The 26,900-nt window shown below is 68.9% G+C and carries 25 protein-coding genes and 1 pseudogene; 16 read left to right on the forward strand and 10 right to left on the reverse strand.

All coding sequences use genetic code 11. The features are described 5' to 3' along the window. Positions 1–15: 15 nt before the first annotated feature. Positions 16–531 carry a cysteine hydrolase family protein gene (locus VV02_RS03630; RefSeq protein ID WP_052589902.1) on the reverse strand — a complete coding sequence of 172 codons (516 nt, stop codon included), beginning with the start codon at positions 529–531 and terminating at the stop codon, positions 16–18. Then, positions 528–2,039, reverse strand: coding sequence for a purine-cytosine permease family protein (locus VV02_RS03635; RefSeq protein WP_052589904.1), 1,512 nt, complete (start codon positions 2,037–2,039; stop codon positions 528–530). The genes VV02_RS03630 and VV02_RS03635 overlap by 4 nt, the downstream gene beginning before the upstream one ends. Positions 2,040–2,149: 110 nt before the next feature. On the opposite strand from VV02_RS03635, the gene VV02_RS03640 reads away from it, so the two are divergent. After that, entirely contained in the window at positions 2,150–3,265 is a 1,116-nt protein-coding gene (locus VV02_RS03640; RefSeq protein WP_052589906.1) for an IS30 family transposase, read from the forward strand. A 52-nt stretch (positions 3,266–3,317) separates the two neighbouring features. On the opposite strand, the gene VV02_RS26810 is transcribed toward VV02_RS03640, so the two are convergent. Next, positions 3,318–4,544, reverse strand: a complete 1,227-nt coding sequence (locus VV02_RS26810; protein ID WP_083449878.1) for a TetR/AcrR family transcriptional regulator — start codon at positions 4,542–4,544, stop codon at positions 3,318–3,320. An 84-nt stretch (positions 4,545–4,628) separates the two neighbouring features. On the opposite strand from VV02_RS26810, the gene VV02_RS03650 reads away from it, so the two are divergent. The 4 genes from VV02_RS03650 to VV02_RS03665 all read left to right on the forward strand — a co-directional run bounded on the left by VV02_RS03650 (position 4,629) and on the right by VV02_RS03665 (position 7,900). Beyond that, the gene (locus VV02_RS03650) at positions 4,629–5,279 is read left to right on the forward strand and encodes a hypothetical protein (protein ID WP_157063259.1); all 651 of its coding nucleotides are present in this window, start codon (positions 4,629–4,631) and stop codon (positions 5,277–5,279) included. A 157-nt stretch (positions 5,280–5,436) separates the two neighbouring features. Further along, positions 5,437–6,003, forward strand: coding sequence for an NADPH-dependent FMN reductase (locus VV02_RS03655; protein ID WP_052589910.1), 567 nt, complete (start codon positions 5,437–5,439; stop codon positions 6,001–6,003). Continuing rightward, on the forward strand, positions 6,000–7,481 hold the full coding sequence (locus VV02_RS03660; RefSeq protein WP_052589912.1) for a DHA2 family efflux MFS transporter permease subunit: 1,482 nt from the start codon (positions 6,000–6,002) through the stop codon (positions 7,479–7,481). The genes VV02_RS03655 and VV02_RS03660 overlap by 4 nt, the downstream gene beginning before the upstream one ends. Continuing rightward, entirely contained in the window at positions 7,481–7,900 is a 420-nt protein-coding gene (locus VV02_RS03665) for a MerR family transcriptional regulator (RefSeq protein ID WP_052589913.1), read from the forward strand. Before VV02_RS03660 ends, VV02_RS03665 begins: the two co-directional genes overlap by 1 nt. Here VV02_RS03665 and VV02_RS03670 read toward each other — a convergent pair. Continuing rightward, the gene (locus VV02_RS03670; RefSeq protein WP_052589915.1) at positions 7,854–8,726 is read right to left on the reverse strand and encodes a LysR family transcriptional regulator ArgP; all 873 of its coding nucleotides are present in this window, start codon (positions 8,724–8,726) and stop codon (positions 7,854–7,856) included. The genes VV02_RS03665 and VV02_RS03670 overlap by 47 nt on opposite strands. Before the next feature lie 70 nt (positions 8,727–8,796). Here VV02_RS03670 and VV02_RS03675 point away from each other — a divergent pair, with 70 nt between their 5' ends. After that, positions 8,797–9,396 carry a LysE/ArgO family amino acid transporter gene (locus VV02_RS03675; RefSeq protein ID WP_052589918.1) on the forward strand — a complete coding sequence of 200 codons (600 nt, stop codon included), beginning with the start codon at positions 8,797–8,799 and terminating at the stop codon, positions 9,394–9,396. A gap of 72 nt (positions 9,397–9,468) precedes the next feature. Here the strand turns inward: VV02_RS03675 and VV02_RS27015 are convergent. After that, positions 9,469–10,221, reverse strand: a pseudogene (locus VV02_RS27015) (phosphatase PAP2 family protein); the annotation flags it as partial. Between the two features lie 137 nt (positions 10,222–10,358). Next, positions 10,359–11,528 carry a geranylgeranyl reductase family protein gene (locus VV02_RS03680; protein ID WP_083449880.1) on the reverse strand — a complete coding sequence of 390 codons (1,170 nt, stop codon included), beginning with the start codon at positions 11,526–11,528 and terminating at the stop codon, positions 10,359–10,361. Between the two features lie 331 nt (positions 11,529–11,859). Between VV02_RS03680 and VV02_RS03685 the strand changes: the two genes are divergently transcribed. After that, complete coding sequence (locus VV02_RS03685) at positions 11,860–12,285, forward strand: hypothetical protein (RefSeq protein ID WP_052589920.1); 426 nt, start codon at positions 11,860–11,862, stop codon at positions 12,283–12,285. A 63-nt stretch (positions 12,286–12,348) separates the two neighbouring features. Here VV02_RS03685 and VV02_RS03690 read toward each other — a convergent pair whose 3' ends face one another. Then, positions 12,349–12,627 (reverse strand): GlsB/YeaQ/YmgE family stress response membrane protein, encoded by a 279-nt coding sequence (locus VV02_RS03690; RefSeq protein ID WP_052589922.1) that lies wholly within the window; start codon positions 12,625–12,627, stop codon positions 12,349–12,351. Between the two features lie 133 nt (positions 12,628–12,760). Then, positions 12,761–13,243, reverse strand: coding sequence for an OsmC family protein (locus VV02_RS03695; RefSeq protein WP_052589924.1), 483 nt, complete (start codon positions 13,241–13,243; stop codon positions 12,761–12,763). A gap of 323 nt (positions 13,244–13,566) precedes the next feature. On the opposite strand from VV02_RS03695, the gene VV02_RS03700 reads away from it, so the two are divergent. The 3 genes from VV02_RS03700 to VV02_RS03710 all read left to right on the forward strand — a co-directional run bounded on the left by VV02_RS03700 (position 13,567) and on the right by VV02_RS03710 (position 16,503). Further along, positions 13,567–14,472, forward strand: coding sequence for a hypothetical protein (locus VV02_RS03700; protein WP_052589925.1), 906 nt, complete (start codon positions 13,567–13,569; stop codon positions 14,470–14,472). Between the two features lie 70 nt (positions 14,473–14,542). Beyond that, positions 14,543–15,574, forward strand: a complete 1,032-nt coding sequence (locus VV02_RS03705; protein ID WP_052589927.1) for a putative sugar O-methyltransferase — start codon at positions 14,543–14,545, stop codon at positions 15,572–15,574. A 305-nt stretch (positions 15,575–15,879) separates the two neighbouring features. Continuing rightward, positions 15,880–16,503, forward strand: coding sequence for a hypothetical protein (locus tag VV02_RS03710; RefSeq protein ID WP_052589929.1), 624 nt, complete (start codon positions 15,880–15,882; stop codon positions 16,501–16,503). A 123-nt stretch (positions 16,504–16,626) separates the two neighbouring features. Here VV02_RS03710 and VV02_RS03715 read toward each other — a convergent pair whose 3' ends face one another. After that, positions 16,627–17,124, reverse strand: a complete 498-nt coding sequence (locus VV02_RS03715) for a GNAT family N-acetyltransferase (RefSeq protein WP_052596503.1) — start codon at positions 17,122–17,124, stop codon at positions 16,627–16,629. 209 nt (positions 17,125–17,333) lie between these two features. Between VV02_RS03715 and VV02_RS03720 the strand changes: the two genes are divergently transcribed. From VV02_RS03720 to VV02_RS03740, 5 genes are all read left to right on the forward strand, one after another. Next, complete coding sequence (locus VV02_RS03720; RefSeq protein ID WP_052589931.1) at positions 17,334–18,593, forward strand: glycosyltransferase family 4 protein; 1,260 nt, start codon at positions 17,334–17,336, stop codon at positions 18,591–18,593. Further along, entirely contained in the window at positions 18,590–19,471 is an 882-nt protein-coding gene (locus VV02_RS03725; RefSeq protein WP_083449881.1) for a class I SAM-dependent methyltransferase, read from the forward strand. Before VV02_RS03720 ends, VV02_RS03725 begins: the two co-directional genes overlap by 4 nt. Beyond that, entirely contained in the window at positions 19,471–20,526 is a 1,056-nt protein-coding gene (locus VV02_RS03730) for a glucosidase family protein (RefSeq protein ID WP_052589933.1), read from the forward strand. The genes VV02_RS03725 and VV02_RS03730 overlap by 1 nt, the downstream gene beginning before the upstream one ends. After that, entirely contained in the window at positions 20,510–21,127 is a 618-nt protein-coding gene (locus VV02_RS03735) for a class I SAM-dependent methyltransferase (RefSeq protein WP_052589934.1), read from the forward strand. The genes VV02_RS03730 and VV02_RS03735 overlap by 17 nt, the downstream gene beginning before the upstream one ends. 80 nt (positions 21,128–21,207) lie before the next feature. Continuing rightward, positions 21,208–22,311 (forward strand): hypothetical protein, encoded by a 1,104-nt coding sequence (locus VV02_RS03740; protein ID WP_052589936.1) that lies wholly within the window; start codon positions 21,208–21,210, stop codon positions 22,309–22,311. A gap of 3 nt (positions 22,312–22,314) precedes the next feature. Here the strand turns inward: VV02_RS03740 and VV02_RS03745 are convergent, their stop codons facing one another. Beyond that, positions 22,315–23,328: a GNAT family N-acetyltransferase gene (locus tag VV02_RS03745; RefSeq protein WP_052589938.1), complete on the reverse strand. Its 1,014-nt coding sequence runs from the start codon at positions 23,326–23,328 to the stop codon at positions 22,315–22,317. A 94-nt stretch (positions 23,329–23,422) separates the two neighbouring features. Between VV02_RS03745 and VV02_RS03750 the strand changes: the two genes are divergently transcribed. Further along, a complete protein-coding gene (locus VV02_RS03750; RefSeq protein WP_052589940.1) occupies positions 23,423–26,887 on the forward strand; it encodes a transglutaminase family protein in 3,465 nt (1,154 codons plus the stop codon). Positions 26,888–26,900: the final 13 nt, after the last annotated feature.

Consider the following 26,900-nt stretch of genomic DNA (forward strand, 5'->3'; position numbering starts at 1 on the left):
GCCAGGTGACCGCCCTCAGCGTTCGACGGTGATGAGCGGGCCGTAGAGCGCCATCACGTCGAGCGCCTTGGCGTGGTTGTCCGGTGTCGATCCGGCACATGCCTCGGCGGGCACGGTGACGGCGATGCCGGCGTCCGCCATCGGGAGGGCGGTCGAGATGACGCAGCAGTCGGTGGCGACGCCGACGAGCTCGACGGACCGGGCGTCCGCGATGGCAGCCCTCAGCTTGGCGCCCCACTTGCCGAAGGTCGTCTCATCGACCGCCTGGCGTCCCTCAAGGCCCGGAACCAGTTGGTACAGCTGCGAATCCGACGGCTCGAGCGCAAACGGCCACTCCTTGTAGTACGGCACCCACGCGCCCTCAGGCATCGCCGGGGCGACGAACCGAGTCACCACGACGCGCGCGCCGTACGACCTCACTCGCTTCTCGATGTGCGGCCACGCCTCCGCGAACATCGGTGAGCCCCACGGGGATTCGGGGTCGGCGAAGACTTGCTGAGCATCGATGACGACGAGGACGTCAGCGGTCATGCGGGTGCCTCGGCGCGTGCGGTGTCCGTCGGAGCGTCGTCGAGAGCCTCCTGGCGGGCGACCTCCCCGCGGGTCAGGAGCGCAGTGCCGATGAAGCCGATGGCGAGGGACACGAGGACGCCGAGACCGGCGTACGCCCAGGTGCCTTCCTTGCCGCCGAGGTTGAACGGGTCGAGCAGGTAGCCCTGCCACTCCAGCCAGTCGGCGAACGTGTTGGTGACGAGCCCCCAGCCCACGGCAGTCCCGAGCGCGAGGAGGGCGAGGGCCGACCAGCGCACCGAGCCGTATCGGCCGCGCGCGTCGTACAGGTCCTCGTCGTGGTAGTCGCGACGGCGCAGCATCATGTCGGCGAGGAAGATTCCGCACCATGCGGCGAGCGGGACACCGCCGGTGATGAGGAAGCCCTGGAACGGACCCACGAAGTCGTCGGCGAAGAACACGACCGCGACGGCGCCCACCGTCATCACGACGCCGTCGATGAGGGCTGCGACGTAGCGGGGCACCTTGATGCCCATGCTGAGCATCGACAGGCCGGAGGAGTAGATGTCGAGCACGGTGCCGCCGATGAGCCCGAGGATCGCGACGAGCGCGAAGGGCACGAGGAACCAGGTGGGCAGGATGGTGGTCAGTGCGCCGATCGGGTCGGACTGCACTGCGGCGGAGATCTTCTCGTCGGACCCGGCGAGCAAGATGCCGAAGAAGATCAGCACGAGCGGGCCGAGCGAGGCGCCGAAGGTCGGCCAGAAGACGACGCCCTTGCCCGAGACGCCGCGGGGGAGATAGCGGGAGTAGTCGGCTGCCGCGTTGGTCCAGCCCAGTCCGAGCGCGGTGACGAGCAGTACGACGGCGCCGATCACCTCGGGCAGACCGCCGCTCTTGTGGGCCGTGACGGCGTCCCAGCTGATCTCGTCGAATGACAGCGCGATGTAGACGACGGTGAGTACGCCTGTCGCGAGCGTGATCCAGGTCTGCACCTTCATGATGATCTGAAAGCCGAAAACGCCTGTCACCACGGTGATTCCGGCGACCACGATGAGCGCGATGACCTTGGTCTCGTTGCCGCCGCCCCAGCCGAGACGGTCAAACACGGTGGCGCTCGCGAGGGTGGCGAGCACGACCAGTACGGTCTCCCACCCGACCAGCAGCAGCCATGACAGGAACGCCGGGACCCGGTTGCCGTCCACACCGAACGAGGCCCGCGACAGCACCATCGTCGGTGCCGATCCGCGCTTGCCGGCGAGTGACACGAAGCCGCACAGCAGGAACGACAGGATGGTCCCGAGCACCATCGCCAGGAGCGCCTGCCAGAAGCTGAGGCCGAAGCCGAGAACGTACGCGCCGTAAGGGATTGCGAGCACGGAGATGTTGGCCGCGAACCACGGCCAGAACAGCGAGCGCGGGGTGCCGTGACGCTCGGACTCGGCAATCACGTTGAGGCCGTTGGCCTCCACGGACGCCGCAGCGCCGGTCTTGGCCGGCGCGGTCTCAGCGGACAAGGGGGTCGCCATGGGGGTCAACGTACTGCCGCCCCGACCCGGGTCGATAGTGCAAGCCGTGTCGCTTCGCGGATCGGCGGTTTCAAGGAGCTGTTGCAACGAGCACGGCGAAGGATGTGCTCATGCCTGGAAAGCGGTTGTCGCTCGCGGAGCGTGCTCAGATCGAGGTGCTGTTCGGTCAGGACCTGACGTTTCCACAGATCGCTGCGGTGCTTGGTCGGGATCGGAGCACGGTGTGGCGAGAGGTGCGTCGTAACCATTCCTACCGGGGTGCGCGTATGGGTGGGTCTGGGGCGCGGTCGCCCTCGGGGCGGCACGCGGCCGGTTCCGGCCGGCGGGGCGGGTGCTATCGGTGGGTGTATGAGCACCGGCAGGCTCAGCGGCAGTACCGGGTCCGGGCGCGCCGGTGCCATGGTGGGAAGCTGCGCCCGTCGTGGGGTGGGCCGCTGCCGCTGCTGTGGCACACCGTCGCGGACCTGCTGCGGGAACGGTGGTCCCCGCAGCAGGTCGCACACTGGCTGCGTACGCAGTACCCGAATCAGCCGGAGATGTGGGTGTCACACGAGACGATCTACCAGGCCATCTACATCCAGGGCCGCGGCAGCCTCCGCGCCGAGGTCGGCCGGCAGCTCGCGCTGCGCTCAGGGCGAGCCACGCGTAAACCACGCTCCCGCGCCACGGCCGCGGCGGCCCGGTCCCGCAAACCGTGGATCGAGGGCTTGCACATCTCGACCCGTCCTGCGGAGGCGGCTGACCGGGCCGTGCCGGGGCACTGGGAGGGCGACCTGGTCATCGGCGCCCGCGGTTCCAGCGCGATCGTGACTCTGGTCGAACGCACCACCGGGTACGTCATGCTTGGCGCCCTGCCGCACTCACGAGTCAGCGCGCAGGTCATCGGTGTACTGACCCAGCTGATGGGCAGGGTGCCAGTGAGCATGGCCAGGTCGTTGACCTGGGACCAAGGGGCCGAGATGGCTGAGCACGCCCGATTCACCCTCGCTACCGGCTGCCAGGTCTACTTCTGCGACCCGCACTCACCCTGGCAGCGCGGCAGCAACGAGAACACCAACGGGCTCCTACGCCAGTACTTTCCCCGCACCAGCACAAACTTCCGCACCTACACCCAGAACGACCTCGACCAGATCGCGATCGAGCTCAACCGGCGACCCCGCAAACGACACCAGTGGAAGAATCCCGCCGAGAAGCTCAACGAACTCCTCGTTGCAACAGCACCCTGAACCCAAGATCTTCGTAGCGACGCGGCTTGCACTATCGGCCAAGAAGGGCGGGTCAGGCGGGGCCACCTGACGCCGCCCAGGCACCCATCGGCTCGGCCAGCACCGGCTGTACCTCGGTCGTCGCCTCGACGATGCGGAACCCGCGCGCCTCGTAGTTCGCCAGCGCCCTCGGCCCGTCGAGCGTGCAGGTGTGCACCCACACTCGCCCGACGGGTGGCATCGCGTGCCGTGATGCGAGAGACCAGGCCCGCTCGATGCCGTACGCCAGCAGCGGCCCTCCCAGGCCCTGCCCGATGGCCCACTCCATGAGCCCGAAGTAGCGGATCTCGACCGAGGTCGCGTCCTTGCCGGGCACCGCGGCCAGCTGGACGTAGCCCGCTGGCGCGCCCCCGACGTACGCGATGTGCAGCTCGGAGCCGGGCTCGGCGAGCTCGTCGGCCCAGCGGGAGCGTGGCCAGGCGAGGCGGTCGGTCCACTGCCACGGGCCGCCGACGGTGGCGTAGAGCCAGCGCACCAGCTCGGGCGTCGCGCCGGTCGCATGCTCGATCCGTACGCCGGACGGCAGCTCACGGGACGGCCACAGGTCCGTGGATTCGGTCTGCTCGAGCGTCGTCGTGGTCACCTCAGCGGTCAGAGCCGACTCCGAAACGCTCGGCAGGCCGAGTGCGTCGAACGCCTCCGTGCCGACCCGAATCACTTCTGCAGCAACGCTTTTCGGGCGGCGGCGGCCGCCGAGCGCGCTGCGATGAACGGTTGCGGTCATCGCGCGGTTTACTCCCATCAGGGAGTGGGCCAGCACCCAAGCCGGCGAGGCCTCAAGGTCGCTGGTCTCGCTGATCGCGTCGGCGAGTGCGTGGGTCGCGCGGTCCTGGTCGTGCCGTTCGCGGGCCTGCAGCGTGGGGCTCGCCGCAATCACGGCGGCGATCTGAGCCACTCGGTCCATCGCCTCCGGGCCGGCGCCGTTCAAGGCGCCCCGGGGTCGCAGCAGGAACGAGCGGAACGCGTCGGCCGGGCTCGTCCCGGCCGGCCGGCGGCGTACGGCATCGACGAGAGCCTCCTCGTAGGACGCGACGCCGTCGTAGACGAGGTCTTCCTTGCTGCGGAAGTAGTTGAAGACCGTGGCTGTCGAGACGTCCGCCGCCTCGGCGACCTCGGCGACCGGGACCTGCTCGAAGCCGCGCTCGGCGAACAGCTGGACGGCGGTGGCTGCGATGCGCTCGCGGGTCTGCTGCTTCTTGCGCTCGCGCAGACCGAGCGGGCGGTCCTCGTCGGTGCTCATGTCGTCAGGTTAGCCGTTGACTTTGGTCCGACTCAAATATTAGAGTCACTACAAAATTATGGTGACGAGGACAAGGAGAAGTCGATGAGACCCACAGTGCGACGCGACCGAGGCGCCCTCTCGGGTGCCCTGAGCGGTCTGGCCTTCGTGGTCGCGATCGGCGGCGCGAGTCGGCTGGCCAAGGGCCCGTTCCCGCGGCCCGGCTCGACGCCGCAGGAGATCCGGACCTACTACGACGAGAGCAGGACGGCGGCCCGCTTCAGCACCGCCTGGCAGGCCGTGGCCGTCCTCGCCCAGGCCCGCTTCACGGCGTCGGTGGCGCAGCTGGCTGCGCAGCACGCTCCGCGATCCGGACCGCTGCGGACGGCCGCCGTCATCAGCGGGAGCGCAGCAGCTTTGTGCCTGGCGGCGTCGGCCGCGACGCAGAGCACGCTGACCATGCCGATCGAGCGTGACGACGCCGCGATCCTCGACACTACGCGGCGCGTCTTCGTCGCGGGTGGGCCGGTGCACGGCGTCGCGTACGGCGTCTTCACCGCAGTCCTCGCGGCCGCGGCGAGCGATGCGGGCGTCATCGGGCCGGCTGCCACGCGGGTCGGCTGGGCATCCGCGGCGGCCAGTCTCGCGTCGCCGGCGTACTTCCGTTGGGAGCAGGCCGGCTGGTTGATCCCGATCGGCCGGTTCTCCGGCTACGCCGTCAGCGGCATCGTCGGCGCCCGCCTCGCGCGTCGATGAACGGCCCGATCGCAGTAGCAAAGTGACTCGCTACCTCTCAGGTGGCTCCCCTCGAGGGGAGACGTTTGCGAGTTGGCGAGTCACTTTGCGGTCGCGAACGGCGTGCTGGCTGCCGGGGCTTGACCTCAACCATTGTTGAACTTCTAGCGTCGCTGTCATGAGCGACAACAAGCTACGAATTGCCTTGCTGGTCGGGAGCGTTCGATCGGGTCGGATGGCCGACCCCCTCGTGCGCTGGCTGCGTCAGGCGATCGCGGCCGAGACCTGGATCGATCTCGACGTCATCGACCTCGCCACCGTGGACCTGCCTCAGGTCGACCTCGTGCCCGGCAACAGCGAGAGCCCGATCGCCGAACGCCTAGCAGTGGCAGACGGATTCATCGTCCTCACTCCCGAGTACAACCACAGCTTCCCCGCCTCCCTCAAGAACGCCATCGACTGGCACTACACCGAGTGGACGCGCAAGCCGGTGACCTTCGTGTCGTACGGCGCGGGCTCGGGCGGGCTGCGCGCCGTCGAGCAGCTGCGGCTCATCTTCCCCGAGCTGCAGTCGATGACCACCCGCAATGTCGTGGGCATCACCGCACCGTGGAACCACCTCGAGGACGGGCTCTTCGTCGCGCCGGACAGCGTGATCGGCGCGCTCGACGCCACCCTGGCCGAACTCCACTGGTGGGCAACCGCATTGCGCGCCGCCCGGCGACCTGAGCCGGTCCCGGCATGAGCGCCGCCGCGGCGACCCGGGCAGCGGAGATCGCTCCACGGATCTCCCAGCGCACCCGACTCGGTCTGGCGCTCGGGCTGGGAGGGCTGTGCGTCGTCCTCGACACCACCATCGCGGTCGTCGCCGTGCCAGCCCTGATGCGTGAGTTCAACGCACCGCTGGCCACGATGCAGTGGACGACCACGGCCTACCTCCTGGCGCTGGTCACCACGCTCCCGCTCGCGGCACGACTCAGCACGAGGTACGGCGCCCGTCGGGTCTACGTCAGCGCGATCCTCGTCTTCGGGCTGGCTTCCGCGCTCGCGGGCCTGGCCAGTGGTCCGGCCACGCTCATCGCGGCGCGCGTGCTGCAAGGTCTGGGCGGCGGCCTGCTGAACCCGGTCGGCATGATCCTGGTGATGCGCGGCGTACCCGCTCACGAGCGGGGCCGGGTCACCAGCCTCCTGGGGCTGCCCGTGCTCGTCGGGCCGCTGTGTGGGCCGATCCTGTCGGGCTGGCTGATCGACAGCTGGTCCTGGCGGGCGATCTTCTTCATCACCGTGCCGCCCGCGCTGGTGGCTGCAGCCCTCGTCCGGCACTGGGCACCCCGCGACGAGCCGGGAGACCGCGAGCCGCTGGACGTGGTCGGCCTCGGCCTCCTCCTGCCGGGTGCGACGGTGTCGGTGTTCGGTCTCGGCGAGGCGAGCTTCTCTCCCGTCGCGCGCATCGCACTCATGGTGTTGGGCGTCGCGCTGCTGACCGCATTCGTCCTGCGATCCCGACGAGTTGCCGCGCCATTGCTGCGAGTTCGACTTCTGTGGCGACCGAGCATCGCAATCAACGTGAGCGTCCTCGTGCTCTTCGGCGCGGCCTACTTCGGCTCGATGCTCCTGATGCCGACTTACGTCCAGGTCATCCGTGGCGACTCGGCTCTGATGGCCGGCACCATGGCGATCCCAGCCGCACTCGCGACCGGCGTGAGCCTGCAGATCTGCACACGGCTCGTCGACCGGGTCGCGCCCTGGCGGGTGGTCACGGTGGGGCTGTCGATGGCACTGGCCGGCTCCATCGGGACGGTTCTCGTCCTCCGGGCAGACACGTCGTACGCCGTCCTCATGGCTCTCGCTGCCCTCACTGGTGCCGGGAGCGGCGGGGTGATCATGCCCGGCATGACTGCCGCCATGCGGGAGCTGAACGGGCCGGACCTCGCCTCGGGATCATCGGTGATGGGCCTGGCCCAGCAGCTGGCCTCGGCGGTCGGGACTGCGGGGATCACTGCGCTACTGGCGGCGGCGATCGCGTGGCAGGTGCCGGGACTCGACGGTGGGCTGGAGGCCGTGAGCCGGATGGCACCGGGCGCCCGCGCGGCCCTGGCGCCCGACCTGGTGGCCGGTCAGCGCATCGCCCAGCTGGCCGCAGTCGTCCTGATCGCCGTCGCCCTGGTCGTCGCGACGACCCTCATGCGTACCTCGTCGGACCGGAAGCAAGGTGAGCAGTGATGACCACAGAGACCCTCGAGCGGGACCTGACCGTCAGCGAGGTGGCTGAGGGGGCGGAGGTGAGTATCTCGGCCGTGCGGTTCTACGAGAAGCACGGACTGGTCAGTGCCTCGCGGACCAGCGGCAACCAGCGCCGGTTCGACCGCGCGGCGCCGTGTCGCATCCGCGTCGCGCGGGTCGCCCAACGCATCGGCATGACGGTCGGCGAGATCCGCGAGCTGCTGGCGCTGCTGCCTGAAGGCGAAGCGCCCCAGCCCGAGCACTGGGTCGCGCTCTACGACGCGATCCTCGACGAGGGTCAGCGCCGAGTGCGCATCTTGCAGCGCGCGATGTCGGACATCATGACCGGCGGCAAGCTGTGCGAGGTGCCCGTCAACGACGCAGAGCCGACGCCGCGACGCGTCGTACCAGCTCGCTGATCCGCTCGACGCGGTCCGACTGCAGCCGCCAGCGCTGCCAGTAGAGCGGGACGTCAACCCGGGATCGGGTGCCGAGCCGCACCAGCCGCCCGGTCCCGAGATCGTCGCCCAGCTGCTCCTCGGGCACCGCGCCCCAGCCCAGCCCCGCGTGCACGGCGGCGAGGAAGCCTTCGGAGGAGGGTACGAGATGGGTCGGCGGAGTGCGCGTCGCGCCGTGGTGGTCGAGCAGCCTCTGCTGCAGGTCGTCCTTGGCGTTGAAGCGCACCGTCGGCATCGCGGACCAGTCGACACCGCGGCCCTTCGCGAATGCGGCCGCCAGTTCGGGTGTCGCGACCGGAACGTAGCGCATCCGACCGACCTGTTCGACCGAGCAGCCTTGAACCGCAACGGGATCCGAAGTCACGGCGCCGATCACGGAGCCGGATCGCAGTAGCTCGGACGAGTGGGCCTCGTCCTCGACGTGGAGGCGCACCACGGTGTCGGTCCAGGCCGCGCACCCCTCCAGCACGCCGACGAACCAGGTGGCCAGTGAGTCCGCATTGACCGCGAGCGGCAGGTCGACGCGCGCTGCCGGATCCGAGCTGAGGACTCCCTCCGCCTCCTCATCCAGCAGCTGGCGTTGCCGAGCCAGGCGGACGAGGACGGCGCCGCTGTCGGTGGGCGTGCACGGTGTCGTACGACGGATGACGACGTGCCCGACCTCGGACTCGAGCGCGCGGACCCGCTGACTGACCGCGGACGGTGTCACCGACAGCGCTCTGGCCGCCGCCTCGAACGTCCCGTGGTCGACGATCGCCAGCAGGGCTTTCAGGTGGTCGTCCTTCATGAAGGCAGACTAATGATCCCCTAAAAACATTCGCTTCCCTACATCACGAGACCGGCCTAGCGTCGCTGTCGTGACTGCCTCCCTGGCCGGCCTGCTGACCGGCCTCACCCTCATCATCGCCATCGGTGCCCAGAACGCGTTCGTGCTGCGGCAGGGCCTGATGCGCGCACACGTGGGGCTGGTCGTCACGATCTGCGCGGTGGCGGACGCGCTGCTGATCACCGCCGGTGTCGCAGGAGTAGGGGCGCTGGTCCGGGACCACCCGACCGCCCTGGACGTCCTGCGATGGGTCGGAGCTGCCTACCTGGCCGCTTATGGCCTCATGTCGCTGTGGCGCGCCCGACGACCGTCAGCGATGACGCCCGCGGACGGCAACGGGCGCAGTCGTACGGCGGTGGCCGCCACCACGCTCGCGCTCACGTTCCTCAACCCGCACGTCTATCTCGACACGGTGCTCATGCTGGGCTCGATCGCCAACCAGCACGGGTCGACCGGCCGGTGGTGGTTCGCGGGCGGTGCGGCGCTCGGGAGCGTGCTGTGGTTCTCAGCGCTGGGCTACGGCGCCCGCGCGGCTTCGCGGCTCGCTGCCCGCCCCAGCACGTGGCGCGTGCTCGATCTCGTGATCGGGCTGGTGATGCTGGCGCTCGCGCTCAAGCTGCTCACGACGTAGCTCCTCATGCCGTAGCCGGCGACGCTCGCGGGTCGCTGAGCTCCAGGCGTAGGTCACTCCGAGCGCGACGAGCAGCAGGGCGACTCCGGCGAGAACATCGAGCACGTAGTGGTTGCCGGTGGCGATGACGTCGGCGGCGGTCGCTGCCGGGTAGAGCCAGGCGAGATGAGCCGCCCAGCGGTGCGAACGGCGTAGGCACCACCAGATCGCGAAGGCGCACCAGCACGACCACGCCATGTGCAGGCTCGGCATGGCGGCGTAGAGGTTGGCCGAGTTGCCGGAGTCACGTGACGTGGCACCGCCGAGGATGTCGTGCACCGCGATGAGGTCAGTGATGCCGTGCATCGCGAACCGCGGTGGCGCCACAGCGAACAGCCAGAACACCGGAAGGCTGAGCACCGTCGTGATGACCAGCGTGCGGCGCAGATGCAGATAGTGCTGCGACCGACGCAAGAACACCCAGGCGAGCACGACGGGTGTGACGAAAAGGACGGCGGCGTAGTAGTAGCCCGCAATATGCGTGAGGAACAGATGGTCGGACAGCCACCGATTGACCGGCACCTCGAAGTCGAGACGAAGCGTCTGCTCGAGGCGCTGCAGGGACACGGCGTGCGACGCGGCGTCCTGGTGGCTCTCGCCCAGATGCGCCTGAATGACGGAGAACGACACGTAGCCGAGCACGAGCATCAGCAGCTCCGGCACGAGGGCAGGACGGGATAGCGCACGCAGCAGGATGGGTCGTCTGCGTGCGACGCGTGCCGGTGTCTGAGCGCCGCGGACTGTGGCTTCCGCGGCAGACCGGCTGCTCGTCTCCAGTGCCGTCATGTGTTCATCACCAAGATTCCCCGAATTTCAGTGGTGTGACCCGAATATTTGCAGGTTAGAACGGCCCAGTGCGAGCGGCATCCCGATAAAGGATGAGTTTCCTGCGGAAGAACCCCTACCTGGGTATGACCAGTGGGTCATCTCAGGGTGGCGACGACCCTCGCGAGGCCCGCTACGGTCCAGCGGGCGCGGCGCCGATCGAGCAGTCGCTGCACGGTCTGCGGACCGGTCGTGACCCGGCAGAACGCACGCCAGCCCCACGGGCCGGTCGTCAGGCAACGGAAGAACAGGCCAGGGCTGCGCTCGAACGCCGCAAGCAGGGTGGCGCCCGCCGCCATCTCGCGTCCCAGGCCGTGCTCGATCTCGTTTCGGTACGACGACTGCGCGGCAGCCGTCGAGCCGCCGGTCACGCTCGCACCACCTGCGACGGAGCCCGCGAGCAGACCGGACCGGACGGCGTACGAGATGCCCTCGCGAGTCCAGGGCTCGAGGAGGCCGGCAGCGTCCCCGGCGAGGAGAACGCGACCGCGTCCGAGAGGTGAGTCGGGCGTACGGCAGCGAGTGAGGTGGCCCGACGAACGCACCTCAGGGAGTCCCGAAAGGCGTTGCTGCTCAATGAAACTCGACAGATAGGCGCGAGTCTGCTCGGGCTGGCCCTTGGCCATGATGACGCCGACGGTGAGGAGGCCGTCCTTGGGGAAGACCCAGGCGTACGACCCTGGGTGCGGGCCGAAGTCGATGGCGATGCGATGGTCCCAGTCCGCAGCGGGACCTGCGTCGAGCTCGACCTCCAGCCCGAGGTCGGTCTGCCTCACCTCGACGCCGACGTGGCGTCCGAGACGCGAGGCGCTCCCGTCCGCGCCGATGACCCACCGCGCGCGAACCGGCCCCGCGCTCGTGCGGAGCGTCACCAGGTCGCCGGTCTCCTCGACGGCGGTCACCGTGACGCCCTGCCGCACGTCCGCGCCGGCGGTCGCGGCAGCGTGGAGGAGGCGGTCGTCGAGATCCGTGCGGTTGACCAGGCGGAGGACCGTGCGGTCGGCGGACCGAGTCGTGGTGCGGCGGCCGGCGAGCGTGAACGTGGCCCGGTGGATGTTTTGCTGCACCGGGAGGTCGAAGTCGTCGGGCAGATGGGCCAAAGTCGGCCCGATCAGCCCTCCACCGCACGTCTTGTAGCGAGGGAACTGGGCCCGATCCAGCACCAGAGTGCGAGCGCCGGCCTGGGCCGCAGCACGGGCTGCGCTGCTCCCTGCGGGTCCGGCACCCACCACGACGACGTCGTACGTCTCCTGGTCGAACGCGTGCACGTCGCTGATCGTATTGCGAGGTGGGGACGCACGGCCGCGGGGGGCTGGGGGGCGGGATCCCACCGCGACCGTGCGCCAAGCAGGACCGCTCGGACTGCTACGGCCCCACTGACGAGTACACCGGACGCGTCAAGTCCGACCACGCAGGCGCGCGGGTCGAAGGCCGACATGCCGCGGCAATCACGCCGGATCGGCCTCCGGTTCGGACCGTCCGTCTGACGAGTGACCACTCGACGCGCTCCTCAGCGCGGAATGTCCCTGACGGCCTGAGGAGTGACCGCTCGATGCCCTCCTCAGGCTTCGTACCGCCCTGGGGGCTACTGTCCCGGGCATGGAAGCGAGGCGCGCGGAGATCACTGGCCTGGACCCTGATCACCCGCTGAACACCGACCTGAGTTTGGACGAGTTCGCGACCGAGGACGGTTGGGAGGTCCACCTTCACGACGCCTCGCTGGAGTCGTTCGAGTGGAACGTCGACGCACGCCTTGTGACGACCTTCCGCTACGAGGCTCCGTGGAACGGTCACCCCGACGATCGCGCGCTCACGGTCCGCCTCACGTTCGGCTCGGTGCAGATCTTGCAGGCCGACTCCGAGGCGAACGAGGGTGTGCCGGTCGACAAGCGGGGCGAGGTGTCCGAACTGGGCTGGACGGGCACCGACGTGTTCACGCTGGACACCTCAGAGCTGAGCCTGGTCTTCCGGTCGCCGCAGGTCGACGTCACCGTGCTCGACGACCGCGGGAGCGACGAGACCTAACGGCAGGGCACGAGACCACGAACGGCCCGGCTCCTCGAGGAGCCGGGCCGTTCGAAGTCGAGGTCAGTGGTGGCCGACGGTCCGACGGCCAGCCGAGCCGGCGTACAGCGAGACACCGACCGCGGCCAGGGCGACGCTGATGATCAGCGGGATCCACTGAATGCCACCGTTGTCGTCGACGCCGATCAGCGAATAGCTGATCAGCCCGCCGACGAACGCCGCGATGATGCCGATCACGATCGTGGCGACCCAGCTGATGGACTGCCTGCCCGGCAGGACGAGACGAGCGAGCGCGCCGACGACGACTCCGATGATGAGCCAGACGATGATGTTGCCGATCATGGGTACTCCTTCAGGGCCGGGTGGACCCTTCATGCGTCCCGCGGCGGTGATGCCACCGCGGGTCATGCGAAGGACGAGTGTGCTGTCGTCCGCGAGGCGGCGAGTACACCCGTAGGGGTGGGCACCGTTCCGATCAGGCGGTGCGCCACGTGAACGTCGCGGTCACGCGGACGGGCGTGCTGAGACTGTTGGCGATGTAGCAGCCGCGATGCGCGAGGTCGACCAGCCGGTCGAGCCGGTCCTGCGCAGCGCGCGGCCGGTCCGTGTCGGCGAGGACGATCCGGGGCCGCAGGTCGATCGCGTCGAGCCGGGTCGGGGTCTGCGACTCGTCCATCGTGGCGGTCGCCTCGTCGGCGTAGTCGACCACGTCCAGCCGCGAACGCGCAGCAACCGAAAGGAAGCTCAGCAGCTGGCACGACGACGCAGCCATCACGAGCAGCTGCTCGGGGTTCAGCAGCGCCGGGTTGCCCAGGAACGCCGGGTCGGACGTGAGCGACAACGCCTGCTCGGCCGGCGCAGCGGTGACGTCATGTGCCCGGTCGTACGCGTCGTACCCGACTCCTGTGGACCCGGACCAGGTGAGATGAGCGGCGTACGTGTGCAGTGATCCCGTCATGGCTTCACGGTAGGCGCGCCCCGTCCTACGGTGAAGAGGTGAGTGGCGGTCGTACGACGCGTGCCCGGCTGTGGGCGCTGATCCTCGCCTGCGCGCTGGTCGCCGGGTGCAGCTCGGGCTCAGGACACGAGCGCCCGACGGCGACCACGTTGCCGGTCGTCGCAGGCTGGCAGGAAGTGGCGAGCCCGGCTGCAGGGGCGCGCGTGCTCGTACTCCTCCCTGTCGGTGGCCGCACCCTGGCACTGGGCTCGGTGCCAGGCCCGTCGGGCCGAGCTCCAGCCGCATGGATAACCTCGAACGGCCAGCGGTGGCAACGATTTTCGATGAAACCTGTCACTGCTTATGGGCAACTGGCCGAGCTCGTGATGGGAGCTGTCCGGGGCAGCCGCGTGGTGGCGTACGGACAGGCCTTCGGGGGCGCCCACTCCAACCCACGCCCGACCACCTGGACGGCGGACGTGACCGATCAGGGCGGCACGTTCGTGGAGCACGAGCAGTCGTTCACGATGTTCGGTGGCGAGGACGCGATCTCCGTCAACGCGGAGGCGGCGACCGCGAGCACGGCGGTCCTGGTCGGCGGATGGGACGGACCGGGAGGCCGCTACGGCGCCGCGTCCTGGACGTCACCGGACGGCGTGACGTGGACGAGGCACGCGGATGCGGACGGGCTCTCGTCGGCCGTCGGGGAGCAGACGGCCGCGTCGGGCGTGACGTCGACCGGGTCTGGCTTCGTGGCACTCGGCAGCACGATGCGCGGCGACGCTGGTGGGCTGGTGGTCGTGCCTCTCGCCTGGTTGTCCCAGGACGGGGTCGGCTGGCGTCGAGTCGCGCTGCCGGCGAGCGGACCGGCACGGGCCGACGTCGCGGGCTGCGACGGGTCGGGCTGTGTCGTGGTCGGCGGCACCCAGACCGCCTCGCAGCATCTGCTGTGCTGGACCCTGTCGCCCTCCGGCCGGCCCGGCGCGGGTGCGTCCGGCCCGGGCAGCGGTCTCGTACAACCCGGATCGGTGCTGCTGAGGCGAGGCGAGGCGTACGTCCTGCATCAGGTCGATCACGTCAGCCGGCTCGCGACGGTCTCGCGGGACTGCACGAGGTGGGCACCGGTCAGTCTCCCGGTGAAGACCCAGGACGCCGCGCTGGGGCTCGTCGGCGACCGGCTGCTGCTGGTGTCGACCGAATCGGCCCGAAGTCGGATCTGGTTGCGCAATCAACCTCAAGAAGGTGGCTGAACGTCCCGCAGTTCGCGCGCGGCGTGGGTAACGTCGGCCCCGGCCGCAAACCCCTTGTAAGGAGACCCGTGTGTCGACGTGGGCTGACCTGACCAGACAATCGCTCGACGAGCTTCGCGAGGCGAAGCCGACCTACCTGCCGACCAACTTCTGGGGGCCAGGTGTCGAGGCGCTCCTGAAGGACATGGAGACCCAGGGGCTGGAGCGGTTCAAGTCCTGGCGCACCGCCGGGATCTGGTTCAACCCGACTTACGGCAACAGCTATACCAACGCGGTGATCGAGAAGCTCCTCCCGATCGCGCAGGCCAACAATGCCAACGCCACGCACAATTACCTCGGCGCGGCGCTCAACGGCTCGTTCGAGGCCCGCCGTGACTTCGACGTGGCGAGCATGGCCTGGGACCAGCAGCGCTGGCCGTTCGACCTCATCAATCACGGCGAGAGCCGGATCGGTTCGCCGTGGCAGGCGTACCCGCTCAGCGGTATCCCCGAGGTGACGGTCGGTCGCGCCTACGTCAACTACCTCCTGTGCCTGGCCGCGCTGTCCCGCCACGTGGATGCGCCGCCGCGGAGCTTCCTCGAGATCGGCGGCGGCTTCGGCGTGCTCGGCGAGATCGTGATGTCGCGCGATGAGGACGCCCGCTACGTCGACCTGGACATCCCGCCGCTGCTGACCGTCGCGTCGTACTACCTGACTGAGCTGTTCGGCCCCGACCGCGTGGCGACCTATGACGACACCCTGTCCAAGCCCGGCCCGATCACGGTGGAGAAGTCCGCGGTCCTGCCCAACTTCAGGATCGAGGACCTGGAGGGCGAGTTCGAGGTGTTCGTGAACTCCTTCTCGTTCCAGGAGATGGAGCCCGACGTCGTCGACCACTACGTCGACCAGGTCTCGTCCAAGGGTCTGCGCTACGTCGTGTCGCTGAACTCGCGGCAGGGCAAGCCAAAGGCCGCGGAGGCCGGTCAGTGGGGCGCTCTCGACCCGGTGAAGTCGGCGGACATCGTGGAGATGTTCGGCCGGCGCGGGTTCACCCAGGTCGGCGAGTACGACCAGCCCCTGGTCCGCAGCGGCGGCCAGGTCGTGGTCCTCAAGCGCGACTGAGCCCGCTGCGCGGGCACGTCGCGCCACCCGCCGTACATTCCGAATGATTCATACTCATAAGTAATACGGTTGCAATAGTGACTTTGCTTTGAGTATGCCGTTCACAGACGGAACGGTTACCGTCAGGGCCATTGCGCGCGAGCCCTGAAATGCCATGCTGCATGTCGGGTTAAAACCCGACCCGAATGGCCAATCAATCGGGTTTGCATTGCCCATGAGATGTCGTGCGGTTTTCCGACGCGACATTTTGTGCTGCAGGAAAACAGAATCGAAGATTCAAACCCCTCTCGGAAGGTGAAGTACTGATGCCGAACGTCAAGACGTTTGCCAAGGTTGCTATTCCCACCGTCGCGGCCCTCGCGATGTTCGGGGCTGCAGCTCCAGCGAACGCCTACCCCATCCCAGGGCCGAGCGGCGGTGGCGGCTCCGACCTGGTCGAGGTCGTCGCCCAGCCGGCCACGTTCATCGGGTCCAACGGCTTCGAGATCACCAACGTCGCTGACCGCAGCTCCGGCTCGGACGAGCAGCTGAGCGCCACGATCCCCGCCGGGACCCGCTTCGTCGTCGACTCCAACAACTTCGCCAACGCTGCGGCCGGGGACTACGCCGGCTACACGGTGACGTTGTGGACGATCAATGGGCACCGCAACGTGGTGCTCACCCTCACCACGGCGATGGCGCCGGGCGAGAGCCGCGACGTGTCTCTCGGCCAGCTGCAGGCCACCATCGGCACCACGTTCGACCTGCGTCTGGACGCTGTCGCCAACCAGCCGGCGGTCACCCAAGCCGCCCTTGCCGCCACTGAAGGTGCGGATGTTGCCGACAGCCAGTACACCAAGAACAACGCTGCCGGGCTCACCTGCCTGGCGGCTGCCGCTCCCGCGGCCAGTGCCTGCTCGGCAAGCGACGGAATGAACGCGCCGCTCTGAGCAACTCCTGAGCGAGGACGCTGGGATCAGGGTCGCAACCCCCCCTGCTGACCCTGCTGGGACGTGTTCTCGCTCCGCCCCCCGCGCCGCAGGCCCCACCCGGGGTCTGCGGCGCGGTCGTTGCTAGATGCGCTCGCGTTCCTCAGTTCGGAACGTCCGGAACCCGCGCCGGTGGTAGTTGGGCAGCGCATGGGGGTGGTCGAACGACGAGGTGTGCAGCCATACCCGGTTCACCGTCGGGGACAGTTCCCAGGCGTGCTCGATGCCAAGGGTCAGGGCGCATCCGCCGAGGCCCTTGCCGATGTACTCCGGCAGGAGACCGAACGTCATGATCTCCACCTCGTCCGCGGGCCGGGGCTCGTAGGCGACGATGCCCGCCGGGGCAGTGTCGAAGGTCAGCAGCGCAAAGGTCCGGTGCGGGACCTCTGCGAGCCAGGTGGCCCACTGGTCGGGCGCTCGCCGTGCGCTGCGCCAGCCGTACGGCTCGCCAATCCGGGCCTGCACGTCCGAGATCAGGGGCGAGTCCCGATTGAGCGGTGCGAGCGCGAGACCCGCAACCGGCGGGGCCGGGTCGAGCTGATCGCGGGTGGTCATCTCGACATACGTCACCGTGTCCTTCACCTGCGCCACGGTACGTCGGACCCGGCGCCGCGCCCGGGGCGAGGCTGCTCGTGGGGCGGGCGGCGTCGTACCGTGACTGCGGCGGGAGTTCCGGGGGAGCGGCTGCGACGGGTTAAAGTTACTGACCAGTCACCGCGCTGCGACGATGCCGCGCCCGTCCGCACTCGCGACCGACCCGGCCGCCGGCAACGATCAGGAGGGTTCAACACGTGCGCATCGCGCTGTCGTCGTATCGCTCCAAGCCGCATTCCGGCGGTCAGGGAATCTACGTTCGCAACCTCTCGCGTGAGCTGGTCAACCTCGGTCACGAGGTCGAGGTGTTCTCCGGTCAGCCTTATCCCGAGCTCGACGAGGGCGTCGGTCTGACGCGGCTGCCGAGCCTGGACCTCTATCGCCCGGAGGACCCGTTCCGGCGGCCCGCGCGCCAGGAGTTCCGCGACGGTATCGACGTGCTCGAGTTCCTCACGATGTGCACTAGTGGCTTCCCGGAGCCGCGCACCTTCTCGATGCGACTGGCGCGCCACCTCAGCGACAAGCTGAGCGACTTCGACGTCCTGCACGACAACCAGACCCTCGGCCCGGGCCTGCTCCAGCTCGCCCGACGCGGCATGCCGGTGCTGACTACGATCCACCACCCGATCAGCCAGGACCGTCGCCTCGAGCTGGCCGACGCGCACGGCTGGAGCAAGATCACCAAGCGTCGCTGGTACGGCTTCGTCGCTATGCAGCGCCGCGTCGCCCAGCGTTGCGAGCACCTGCTGACCGTCTCCGAGCAGTCCGCCCGCGACATCGTCACCGACTTCGGCGTACGCCCTGAGCGCCTCGACGTCGTCCCTGTCGGTGTCGACGTCGACACCTTCACCCCCATGCCGTACGCCGACCGCGTGCCAGGCAGGCTCGTCGCCATCGTCTCCGCGGACGTACCGCTCAAGGGCTTGTCCGTGCTGATCGCCGCACTCAGCCGGCTCGATCGCGCGCGCTGGTCCGAGCTGGTCGTCGTGGGCACCCCTTCGGACAAGACGCAGAAGGCACTGGCCGACGCGGGACTGCTCGACCGGGTCCGCTTCGAGCAGGGTCTGCCGACGGACGAGCTGGCGGCGTTGATGGCCTCGGCGCAGGTGCACGTCGTGCCGTCGCTCTACGAAGGCTTCTCGCTGCCGACCGTCGAGGCCATGTCGTGTGGCACCGCCCTGGTGGCCAGCCGCGTGGGAGCGCTGCCCGAGCTGCTCGCCTCCACGAGCGCCATCTCCCAGGGAGATGGCCCCGGCCTGCTCGTGGCTCCCGGTGACCCGGACGCACTCGCCGACGCACTCGCCGACCTGCTGGCCGATCCCGAGCGGTGTGCCCGGATGGGTGAGGTCGGCAGAGAACGCGCGGTCTCCACCTACTCGTGGGCCTCGGTCGCCCGCGCCACTGCAGCCGTCTACCAACGTGTCATCGATCAGCACCGCAAGAAGGACTCCGCATGATCACCGTTGACTTCCAGCAGTTCCCGCTCGAGCCCGGCATGAGCCTGCTCGACCTCGGGTGCGGCCAGGGCCGCCACTCCTTCGAGGCGCTGCGCCGCGGCTGCGAGGTCACCGCGTTCGACGCCAGCGAGTCCGACCTCGCCGACGTCAAGACGATGTTCGGCGCGATGGAGCTCGAGGGTGAGGTCGGCCCGGGCGGCAAGGGCGACGTACTCCACGGTGACGCTCGCGACATGCCCTTCGCGGACAACAGCTTCGACCGTGTCATCGCCGCCGAGATCCTCGAGCACATCCACGAGGACGAGCAGGTCATGGCCGAGATCTTCCGGGTCACCAAGCCCGGTGGTCTGGTCGCGGTGAGCGTCCCGCGCAACTGGCCGGAGCAGGTCTGCTGGAAGCTCTCCGACGAGTACCACGAGGTCGAGGGCGGACACATCCGCATCTACAAGGCGAGCGAGCTGGTCGAGCGTTTGCAGCGAGCAGGCCTGGAGCTGTTGGGAACTCACCACGCCCACGCACTGCACGCGCCCTACTGGTGGCTCAAGTGCGCGGTCGGCCCGGACAACGAGAACGTCGCGACGAAGGCGTACCACAAGCTCCTCGTCTGGGACCTGATGAAGGCGCCTGCTCTCACTCGCGTCACCGAGCGCGCCCTCAACCCGGTGCTCGGCAAGAGCGTCGTGGTCTATCTCCGCAAGCCCGACCCCGCTGGTCGAGTAGGCGAGCCCGACCCCGCTGGTCGAGTAGGCGAGCCCGCTAGGGCGAGCCGTATCGAGACCGAGGCAACCCCGGACGCGGAGTCTCCCCAGACGTCACCGGGTCTCGATACGTCCTCCGCTAGCGCTCCGGACTACTCGACCGGCTCTACTTCGGTCTGATGACGCCCCCCGCACTGCAGCTCGATGATGTCCTGAGCGCCGAACAGCTCACGGGCACAGGCGAGTTCATCCTCGCTCACCAGAGCGAGGACGGTGCGATCCCGTGGTTCCGCGGGGGTCAGCTCGACCCGTGGGACCACATCGAGGCCGCCATGGGTCTGACCACGCTCGGTCATCACGAGGCTGCGCTCGCGGCGTACGCCTGGTCGGCCCGCACCCAGGCGGCTGACGGCTCGTGGCCGATGGAGCAGCGCGACGGCGTCGTCACCGAGGCAGCCTCGGACACCAACCAGTGCGCCTACATCGCGACCGGCATCTGGCACTACCACCTGGTCACCGGCTCGACCCAGGTGCTGCGCCGCTACTGGCCGACAATCGATCGGGCGATCGCGTTCGTCCTGAGGCAGCAGCGTCCGGGCGGAGAGCTCGCCTGGGCCGTCAGCGCTGACCGCCGACCCGACGACTACGGCCTGCGCACCGGCTCTGCGAGCGCGCTGCACTCGATCACCTGTGCGCTCGAAATCGCTTCTGTCCTGGGCGAGTCCAGGCCCGGGTGGGAGCGCGCGGCAGGTCGCCTGCGCGACGCGCTGGTCGAGCGGCCCGAGTGCTTCTCCGACCGTTCGCGCTACTCGATGGACTGGTACTACCCCGTGCTCGGAGGAGCGCTGCGCGGCCTCGAGGCCGGGTCCGCGCTGGCCGACCGCTGGGCCGAGTTCGTCTGGCCGGGCTACGGCGTCCGCTGCGTCAACGACCACCCCTGGGTGACGGCAGCCGAGAGCAGTGAGCTGGTCATGGCGCTCGACGCGATCGGCGAAACCTCTTCTGCCATCACGATTCTCAGCGATATTCAGCGCATGCGAGACGAGACGACCGGCGGCTACTGGACCGGCTATGTCGTCGATGACTCAGCCATCTGGCCCGAGGAGCAGACGACCTGGACGGCCGCATCCGTCGTACTCGCTGTCGATGCCGTGACCGGCACGACCGGTGGGTCCGGGATCTTCCGTGACTACGCCCTGATCGAGGAGCGCGAAGCCGATGACGCTGCCAGCTGACGTCACGGCGGCTGTCGCCGCGACCAAGGGGTTCATGCCCGACGACGAGGGTGAGGCGTTGTACGCCACCGCCCTGTCCTCGCGCGCCGGCACCTGGCTGGAGATCGGGACCTACTGCGGCAAGTCGACACTCATCCTCGGCGACGCGGCCCGCCGCGTCGGGGCGCAACTGGTGACCGTCGACCACCACCACGGCTCCGAGGAGAACCAGCCCGGCTGGGAGTGGCACGACACCTCGATGGTCGACCCGCGTACCAGCCGGCTGGACACCCTGCCGACCTTCCGGCAGGCGCTCGACGACCACGTCGGCGACGTCGTCTCTGCCGTCGTCGCCTCGACCCAGCAGGTCGCGCAGTGGTGGCGTACGCCCGTCGACCTGCTGTTCCTCGACGGCAACCACACGGAGGAGACGGCTCAGCACGACTACCGCGCGTTCGCGCGCCATGTGGCGGCCGGCGGCGTACTCCTCGTGCACGACGTCTTTCCCGACCCGGCCGACGGCGGGCAGGCTCCGTGGCACGTCGTCGAGGCCGCGTTGGCGTCCGGCGACTTCACCGAGGAGTCGGTGCACGGCTCGCTGCGCGTGCTGCGACGCGTCTGACGTCCCTCGAGGACAACCTCATTACCTCCTCGCGCGTCACTATGCGGGAAGACGATTGACGTCATCCAAGGGGGAAGACCATGAGCAAGACCGTCACCACCATTGTCATGTCGCTGGCACTTGCCGGCGCGGCACTGCCGGCCGCAGCGTCGGCTCAGGCATCCGTACGACCGGGAGCTGCTGCCGGCGCAGCCGTACCGGCCCTGCCGGCTCCTGGGTCGTGGGCGACCGGCTGGAGCGCTGTCATCAGCGACACCCGGGCACCGACCGTGAAATATCTCGCTCTGATCAGCCCGACGGGGGAGCGCAAGCCCGTCGGCACGGTCGCTGCGGGGACGACCGTGCTCGACGTTCGACACGACGCCCGGATGATCATCACCCGGTCGAAGGTCGTGGAGGGGACGCCGACAGTCTTCACCCTGTGGGACGCGGCAACCGCGACCGGGAGGCGCATCAACGTGCCGGCCGGGCAGGGCCTCGACTTCGGCCCTGGCGACCAGCTCATCGCCCAGGAGGGCTATCCCAACCCGAGGGTTACCGTGCGCTCGAAGGAGGGCGCCGTGGTGCGTACGCTCTCGGTCCCGACCGACGGGCAGCCGGCGGTCTCCCCTGGAGGCACGACCTACATGGTGTCGCGCGGCAACGACATCGGCATCTATGACGTCGTCGCCAACCGTCTCGTTCGAGCGATCCCCAACCAGAACCCGGGGGTCTCCTGCACCGCGCTCGGGCTCTGGTCAGACGGTCAGATGCGCTTCGGCTGCTACGACATCCCGGGCAACAGCGCGGTCTACAAGGCCAGCGCGTCGACCGGTGCGGTGACGCATCTGGCGGGTGTTGTCTCCGACGCTGGCACGGTCTTCGCCACGAATCCCATTGCGGCACAGACGTTCTGGAGTGACTCCTGCCAGGGCGGAGGGACAGCCCTCGTCAAGGACGGCAAGCCCGTCTGGGTCAACCCGACCGGGCCGTGGGGTGCGGGCACGCACAACGTCCGCACCGTGGCCGGCAGCGGCACGAGCCTCTGGATGACCGTCGGCTGGACCTGCGCCGAGGACAACCAGAAGACGTCGCTGGCGCGCTACAACACCTCGACCGGAGCCGTGACCGTGCTGGCCGGACCGGGCTCCCCGGGCGACCAGGGGACCGTACGCAGCGCACAGTCGGTCGACGGCCTCACCTGACAGCTAGGCCGGCTTCACAGGCATCTGGACCGCGACGCCGCGCTCGACGATCTCAAAGCCGAGGTCCTCGTTGATCGACACCATGTAGGCGTTGTTGTCGGCGTTGCTCGTGCGCACCAGCGAGCGACCGGGGTAGTGCTCCTGCAGGTGTCGCAGGTTGGCGATCTTCACGGCCATCCCGAGCTTGTGGCCGCGGTGGTCGCGGTGGACGAACGTCCCCCACTGCCAGACCTGCGTCGACGGCTCAGGCGGGACGACGAGGTCGGAGTGCGCGGCGACGACGCCGGTCGAGCGCTCGATGGCCAACGCGATCATTCGGGTGCGGTGCTGCGACTTCTGCAGGTCCCAGTAGGCGTGGACGCGTTCCGGCGTCTGCGCCTCCGGCTCGAACTCGATCCCACCGGTGGGGGCATCGACACCGAGCAGGTTGTAGAGGTCGCACAGGCCCTGCACGTACTCGTCGGGGACGCTGCCGGTGAACACCGTGACGTCGTACGCCTCCGCTGCGGCCTCGGCGGCGCTGTCGCCGTGCTTGGCGAGCAGCTCCTCGGGCACGGGCAGCGGCATGTGGCGGACGTTCTCGACCCAGCCGGGCTCGAAGCCACGGGCGAGCGCAAAGCGTCGGTACGGATGGCCCTCCAGGTCGTCGCCCGGCACGTGGAACTCGGTCATCAGGGTCGTACGACCCTCCTCGCGAGTCCGTCGGGTCAAGGCCTCGATGAGCCCGGTGCCATGGCCACGGCCGCGGAAGTCCGGGTTGACGTGCAGATCGGTCCACACCATCCACGTGTTGTCCGCGTCCGGGAACCAGGTCATGGCCACCCCGACGACCCGGCCCTCGTCGTACGCGCCCCACAGCTCGAACCGCTCGCCCGGGTCCTTGAACCGGAGGTCGGCGGCCCACTCGTCAAAGGCCATGGGCTCGGACCACGGTCGGTCGACGGCAGCGGAGCGCTCGGTCGCGGCGTGCGCCTGCCGAAGGGCCACGTCGTCGTCGACGTCGATCTGCGTGATCATGTCTTTGACGCTAGAACCCTCCGGCGCGCCAGGGCGAATGGTTTTCGGGGTGCGGGTTCACGCGCCGGAAATGGGGGCCAAGTAGGTTGACCCGGTGACGATTCGCGTGGCTCTGGAGCACAGGACGACCTATCGGTTCTCCGAGCCGGTGAAGGTCTACCCCCACACGGTCCGGCTACGGCCGGCGCCGCACTCTCGAACGCCGATCGACGCGTACTCCCTGAAGGTCACGCCGGAGAACCACTTCATCAACTGGCAGCAGGACGCGTTCGGCAACTACCTGGCGCGGCTGGTCTTCCCGGAGAAGGTCAGCGAGCTCGACATCACGGTCGGTGTGGTGGCGGACATGACCGTCATCAACCCGTTCGACTTCTTCGTCGAGGAGTACGCCGAGACCTTCCCCTTCACCTATCCGGAGGGTCTGAAGGCCGAGCTCGATCCCTACCTCAAGCCCGTCGACGACAACTCCGCTGGTCGAGTAGCCCGGAGCGCTAGCGGAGGGCGTATCGAGACCCTCACGGAGCAGTGGCTCGCCGAGAATCGGCCGGCCGACGACCTGCGTATCGTCGACTTCCTCGTCGCGATCAACCGGGCGGTCAACCGCGACATCGCCTACACCGTGCGCCTCGAGACCGGCGTGCAGGACCCGGACGAGACGCTCGAGAAGCACCTCGGCTCGTGTCGGGACAGCGCGTGGCTGCTGGTGTCGGTGCTGCGCAAGATGGGCCTCGCCGCACGCTTCGTGTCGGGCTACCTCGTGCAGCTGACCTCTGATGTGAAGTCCATCGACGGCGCGTCCGGGCCGGACGAGGACTTCACCGACCTCCACGCCTGGGCCGAGGTCTTCGTCCCGGGTGCGGGCTGGATCGGCCTCGACGCCACCTCTGGTCTGTTCGCGGGCGAGGGTCACATCCCGCTGTCCGCGACGCCGCACCCGTCGTCCGCCGCGCCGATCAGCGGGGCCACGGGACTCGTCGACGTCGACTTCTCGTTCACCAACACCGTCACCCGCATCCACGAGGACGCGCGTGTCACGAAGCCCTACAACGAGGCGCAGTGGGCTGACGTCGACAGGCTCGGCAAGCATGTCGACACGCTGCTGGACGCCGCCGACGTCCGGCTCACCATGGGCGGGGAGCCCACGTTCGTCTCGGCCGGCGACACGTCGTCAGCGCAATGGGAGTCTGCTGCCGACGGTGACGAAAAGCGTGCGTTGGCAACGGATCTCGCGTCTCGACTCAAGCAACGTTGGGCTCCCGACGGGCTGGTGCATCACGGCCAGGGCAAGTGGTACCCCGGCGAGCCGTTGCCGCGCTGGCAGATCCAGCTGACCTGGCGCGCCGACGGCGTACCGCTCTGGTCGCACCCTGAGCTGCTGGATGACCCGTGGGGAGACCCGCGCGAGCTCGATCCTCAGGTGTCGCGCGACCTCGCGTACGGCATCGCGGCGCGACTCGGCGTACCCACGGAGCTGGCGCTGCCGGCGTACGAAGACGTCCTCAACGACACGTGGGTCGAAGCCCGTAGGCCGGTGGGCGAGGAGCGACCCGAGGTCGACATCGAGCCGACGGATCCGGACCCCATGGCTACGGTGAATTCCCTTGATTCCCAGGCCAGTACGCCGCGCGGCTGGGTCGTGCCGATCTTCCGCGACACCGAGGGTGACGGCTGGGCGACAGCCCAGTGGCGGACCCGCCGCACGCACCTCTTCCTGACTCCGGGTACGTCCCCGATGGGCTTGCGTCTGCCGCTCGGCTCGATCGCATGGAGCGAGGCTCCGTTCGAGCCGGAGGCTCCGGCGTTCGGCTCACGTGACGACCTGCCGACTGCTTCATCCGTGCTGGACGGCATCACCCCTGCGGCGGTCCGGGACATCGAGGAGTCGCCCAGGACTGCGCTGTGCGTCGAGGAGCGTGACGGTCATGTCTTCATCTTCCTGTCCCCGCTGAGCCACCTCGACCATGCGCTGCAGGTGGTCGCGGCTGTTGAGGCGGCGACTGAAAAGCTCGGCGTACCAGTAGTTCTCGAGGGCTACCCTCTGCCGGGCGACCCGCGGACCAAAACCCTGTCGGTCACGCCCGACCCGGGCGTCATCGAGGTCAACGTGCAGCCGACGTCGTCGTGGGACGACCTCACCCACCTCACCGAGACGCTGTTTGAGGATGCCCGCCAGACGCGGCTGGCCACCGAGAAGTTCGACGTCGATGGCACCCACACCGGCACCGGCGGTGGCAACCACATCACTCTCGGGGGCACGACACCGCAGGACTCGCCGCTGCTGCGTCGACCCGATCTGCTGCGCAGCCTGCTGACCTACTGGCAGCACCATCCGTCCCTGTCCTATGTGTTCTCAGGGCGATTCATCGGTCCGACATCGCAGTCGCCACGCGTCGACGAGGGGCGACACGAGACGCTCTACGAGCTGGAGATCGCATTCGCCGAGCTGGAGCGGGTCGTGGGCGCCTCCGATGAGCAGATCGCCGCGGATATCGCGTCGGACAAGGACCGCGCCGAGCCCGCGGAGGACCGGCGCGCTCGCCACCTGACGTCCCAGCTGTGGCTGACCGACCGGCTGCTCCGTCATCTGCTGACCGACATCACCGGCAACACCCACCGCGCCGAGTTCTGCATTGACAAGCTCTACAGCCCGGACTCCGAGCGAGGACGCCTGGGGTTGTTGGAGCTTCGCGGTTTTGAGATGCCGCCGCACCCGCAGATGTCGCTGGTGCAGTCACTGCTCGTTCGGGCGTTGGTGGCCAAGTTCTGGCACGAGCCCTACAGCGGTCCGCTGGTGCGCTGGGGATCGCGACTGCACGACCGGTTCCTGCTGCCGGGCTTCGCGGCCGCGGATCTGCGCGAAGTCGTCACTGACCTCAATCGCTTTCTGTCCGCTTCGGATTCGAAGGCTCCACTGCTGGACGAGTCATGGTTCGAACCGTTCCTGGAGTTCCGATTCCCGAGGTTGGGGGAGACCGACGTGGCCGGCGTACACCTCGAGCTGCGGACGGCCGTCGAGCCGTGGCACGTGCTCGGCGAAGAGGTACGGCAGTCCGGCACGGCTCGCTACGTCGACTCGTCTGTCGAGAAGGTTCAGGTCGCGGCATCTGGCCTGGTCGAAGGCCGACATGTCGTGACCTGCAACGGCGTGCCCGTGCCGATGGTCCCGGCGACTGGATCCGGTTGGGGGACAGGCACTTCCGAGGCTGGCGCCTTCATCGGTGGCGTGCGCTACCGCGCGTGGGCGCCGCCGTCCGCGCTGCACCCGACGATCGGTGTGCACTCGCCGCTGGTGTTCGACCTGGTCGACACCTGGAACAACCGTTCACTCGGCGGGTTCACCTATCACGTGGTGCATCCCGGCGGCCGGGCCTACGAGGACTACCCCGTCAACGCGGCTGCTGCGGAGACGCGGCGCTCGTCGCGCTTCGAGGCGATCGGCCACCGCACCGGCCCGGTCGACACGTCGGCGTGGCCGGACACCCGCGCCATGCTCGGCGGCGCCGGCGTCGAGTACCCCACCACCCTCGACCTACGCCGCTTCGACCCCGGCCACCGCTGACGGCGTCCGCAGT

It is taken from the genome of Luteipulveratus mongoliensis (assembly GCF_001190945.1).
In the GTDB taxonomy this organism is placed as follows: domain Bacteria; phylum Actinomycetota; class Actinomycetes; order Actinomycetales; family Dermatophilaceae; genus Luteipulveratus; species Luteipulveratus mongoliensis.

What these genes read in the sequence shown, in the direction of transcription:
- VV02_RS03710 (WP_052589929.1), top strand. Translation starts at nt 15,880, where the DNA reads ATGCCGAACGTCAAGACGTTTGCCAAGGTTGCTATTCCCACCGTCGCG.
- VV02_RS03700 (WP_052589925.1), top strand. Translation starts at nt 13,567, where the DNA reads ATGAAACCTGTCACTGCTTATGGGCAACTGGCCGAGCTCGTGATGGGA.
- VV02_RS03635 (WP_052589904.1), bottom strand. Translation starts at nt 2,039, where the DNA reads ATGGCGACCCCCTTGTCCGCTGAGACCGCGCCGGCCAAGACCGGCGCT.
- VV02_RS03740 (WP_052589936.1), top strand. Translation starts at nt 21,208, where the DNA reads ATGAGCAAGACCGTCACCACCATTGTCATGTCGCTGGCACTTGCCGGC.
- VV02_RS03670 (WP_052589915.1), bottom strand. Translation starts at nt 8,726, where the DNA reads ATGAAGGACGACCACCTGAAAGCCCTGCTGGCGATCGTCGACCACGGG.
- VV02_RS03640 (WP_052589906.1), top strand. Translation starts at nt 2,150, where the DNA reads ATGCCTGGAAAGCGGTTGTCGCTCGCGGAGCGTGCTCAGATCGAGGTG.
- VV02_RS03665 (WP_052589913.1), top strand. Translation starts at nt 7,481, where the DNA reads ATGACCACAGAGACCCTCGAGCGGGACCTGACCGTCAGCGAGGTGGCT.
- VV02_RS03735 (WP_052589934.1), top strand. Translation starts at nt 20,510, where the DNA reads ATGACGCTGCCAGCTGACGTCACGGCGGCTGTCGCCGCGACCAAGGGG.
- VV02_RS03650 (WP_157063259.1), top strand. Translation starts at nt 4,629, where the DNA reads ATGAGACCCACAGTGCGACGCGACCGAGGCGCCCTCTCGGGTGCCCTG.
- VV02_RS03745 (WP_052589938.1), bottom strand. Translation starts at nt 23,328, where the DNA reads ATGATCACGCAGATCGACGTCGACGACGACGTGGCCCTTCGGCAGGCG.
- VV02_RS03630 (WP_052589902.1), bottom strand. Translation starts at nt 531, where the DNA reads ATGACCGCTGACGTCCTCGTCGTCATCGATGCTCAGCAAGTCTTCGCC.
- VV02_RS26810 (WP_083449878.1), bottom strand. Translation starts at nt 4,544, where the DNA reads ATGAGCACCGACGAGGACCGCCCGCTCGGTCTGCGCGAGCGCAAGAAG.
- VV02_RS03685 (WP_052589920.1), top strand. Translation starts at nt 11,860, where the DNA reads ATGGAAGCGAGGCGCGCGGAGATCACTGGCCTGGACCCTGATCACCCG.
- VV02_RS03655 (WP_052589910.1), top strand. Translation starts at nt 5,437, where the DNA reads ATGAGCGACAACAAGCTACGAATTGCCTTGCTGGTCGGGAGCGTTCGA.
- VV02_RS03660 (WP_052589912.1), top strand. Translation starts at nt 6,000, where the DNA reads ATGAGCGCCGCCGCGGCGACCCGGGCAGCGGAGATCGCTCCACGGATC.
- VV02_RS03730 (WP_052589933.1), top strand. Translation starts at nt 19,471, where the DNA reads ATGACGCCCCCCGCACTGCAGCTCGATGATGTCCTGAGCGCCGAACAG.
- VV02_RS03690 (WP_052589922.1), bottom strand. Translation starts at nt 12,627, where the DNA reads ATGATCGGCAACATCATCGTCTGGCTCATCATCGGAGTCGTCGTCGGC.
- VV02_RS03725 (WP_083449881.1), top strand. Translation starts at nt 18,590, where the DNA reads ATGATCACCGTTGACTTCCAGCAGTTCCCGCTCGAGCCCGGCATGAGC.
- VV02_RS03695 (WP_052589924.1), bottom strand. Translation starts at nt 13,243, where the DNA reads ATGACGGGATCACTGCACACGTACGCCGCTCATCTCACCTGGTCCGGG.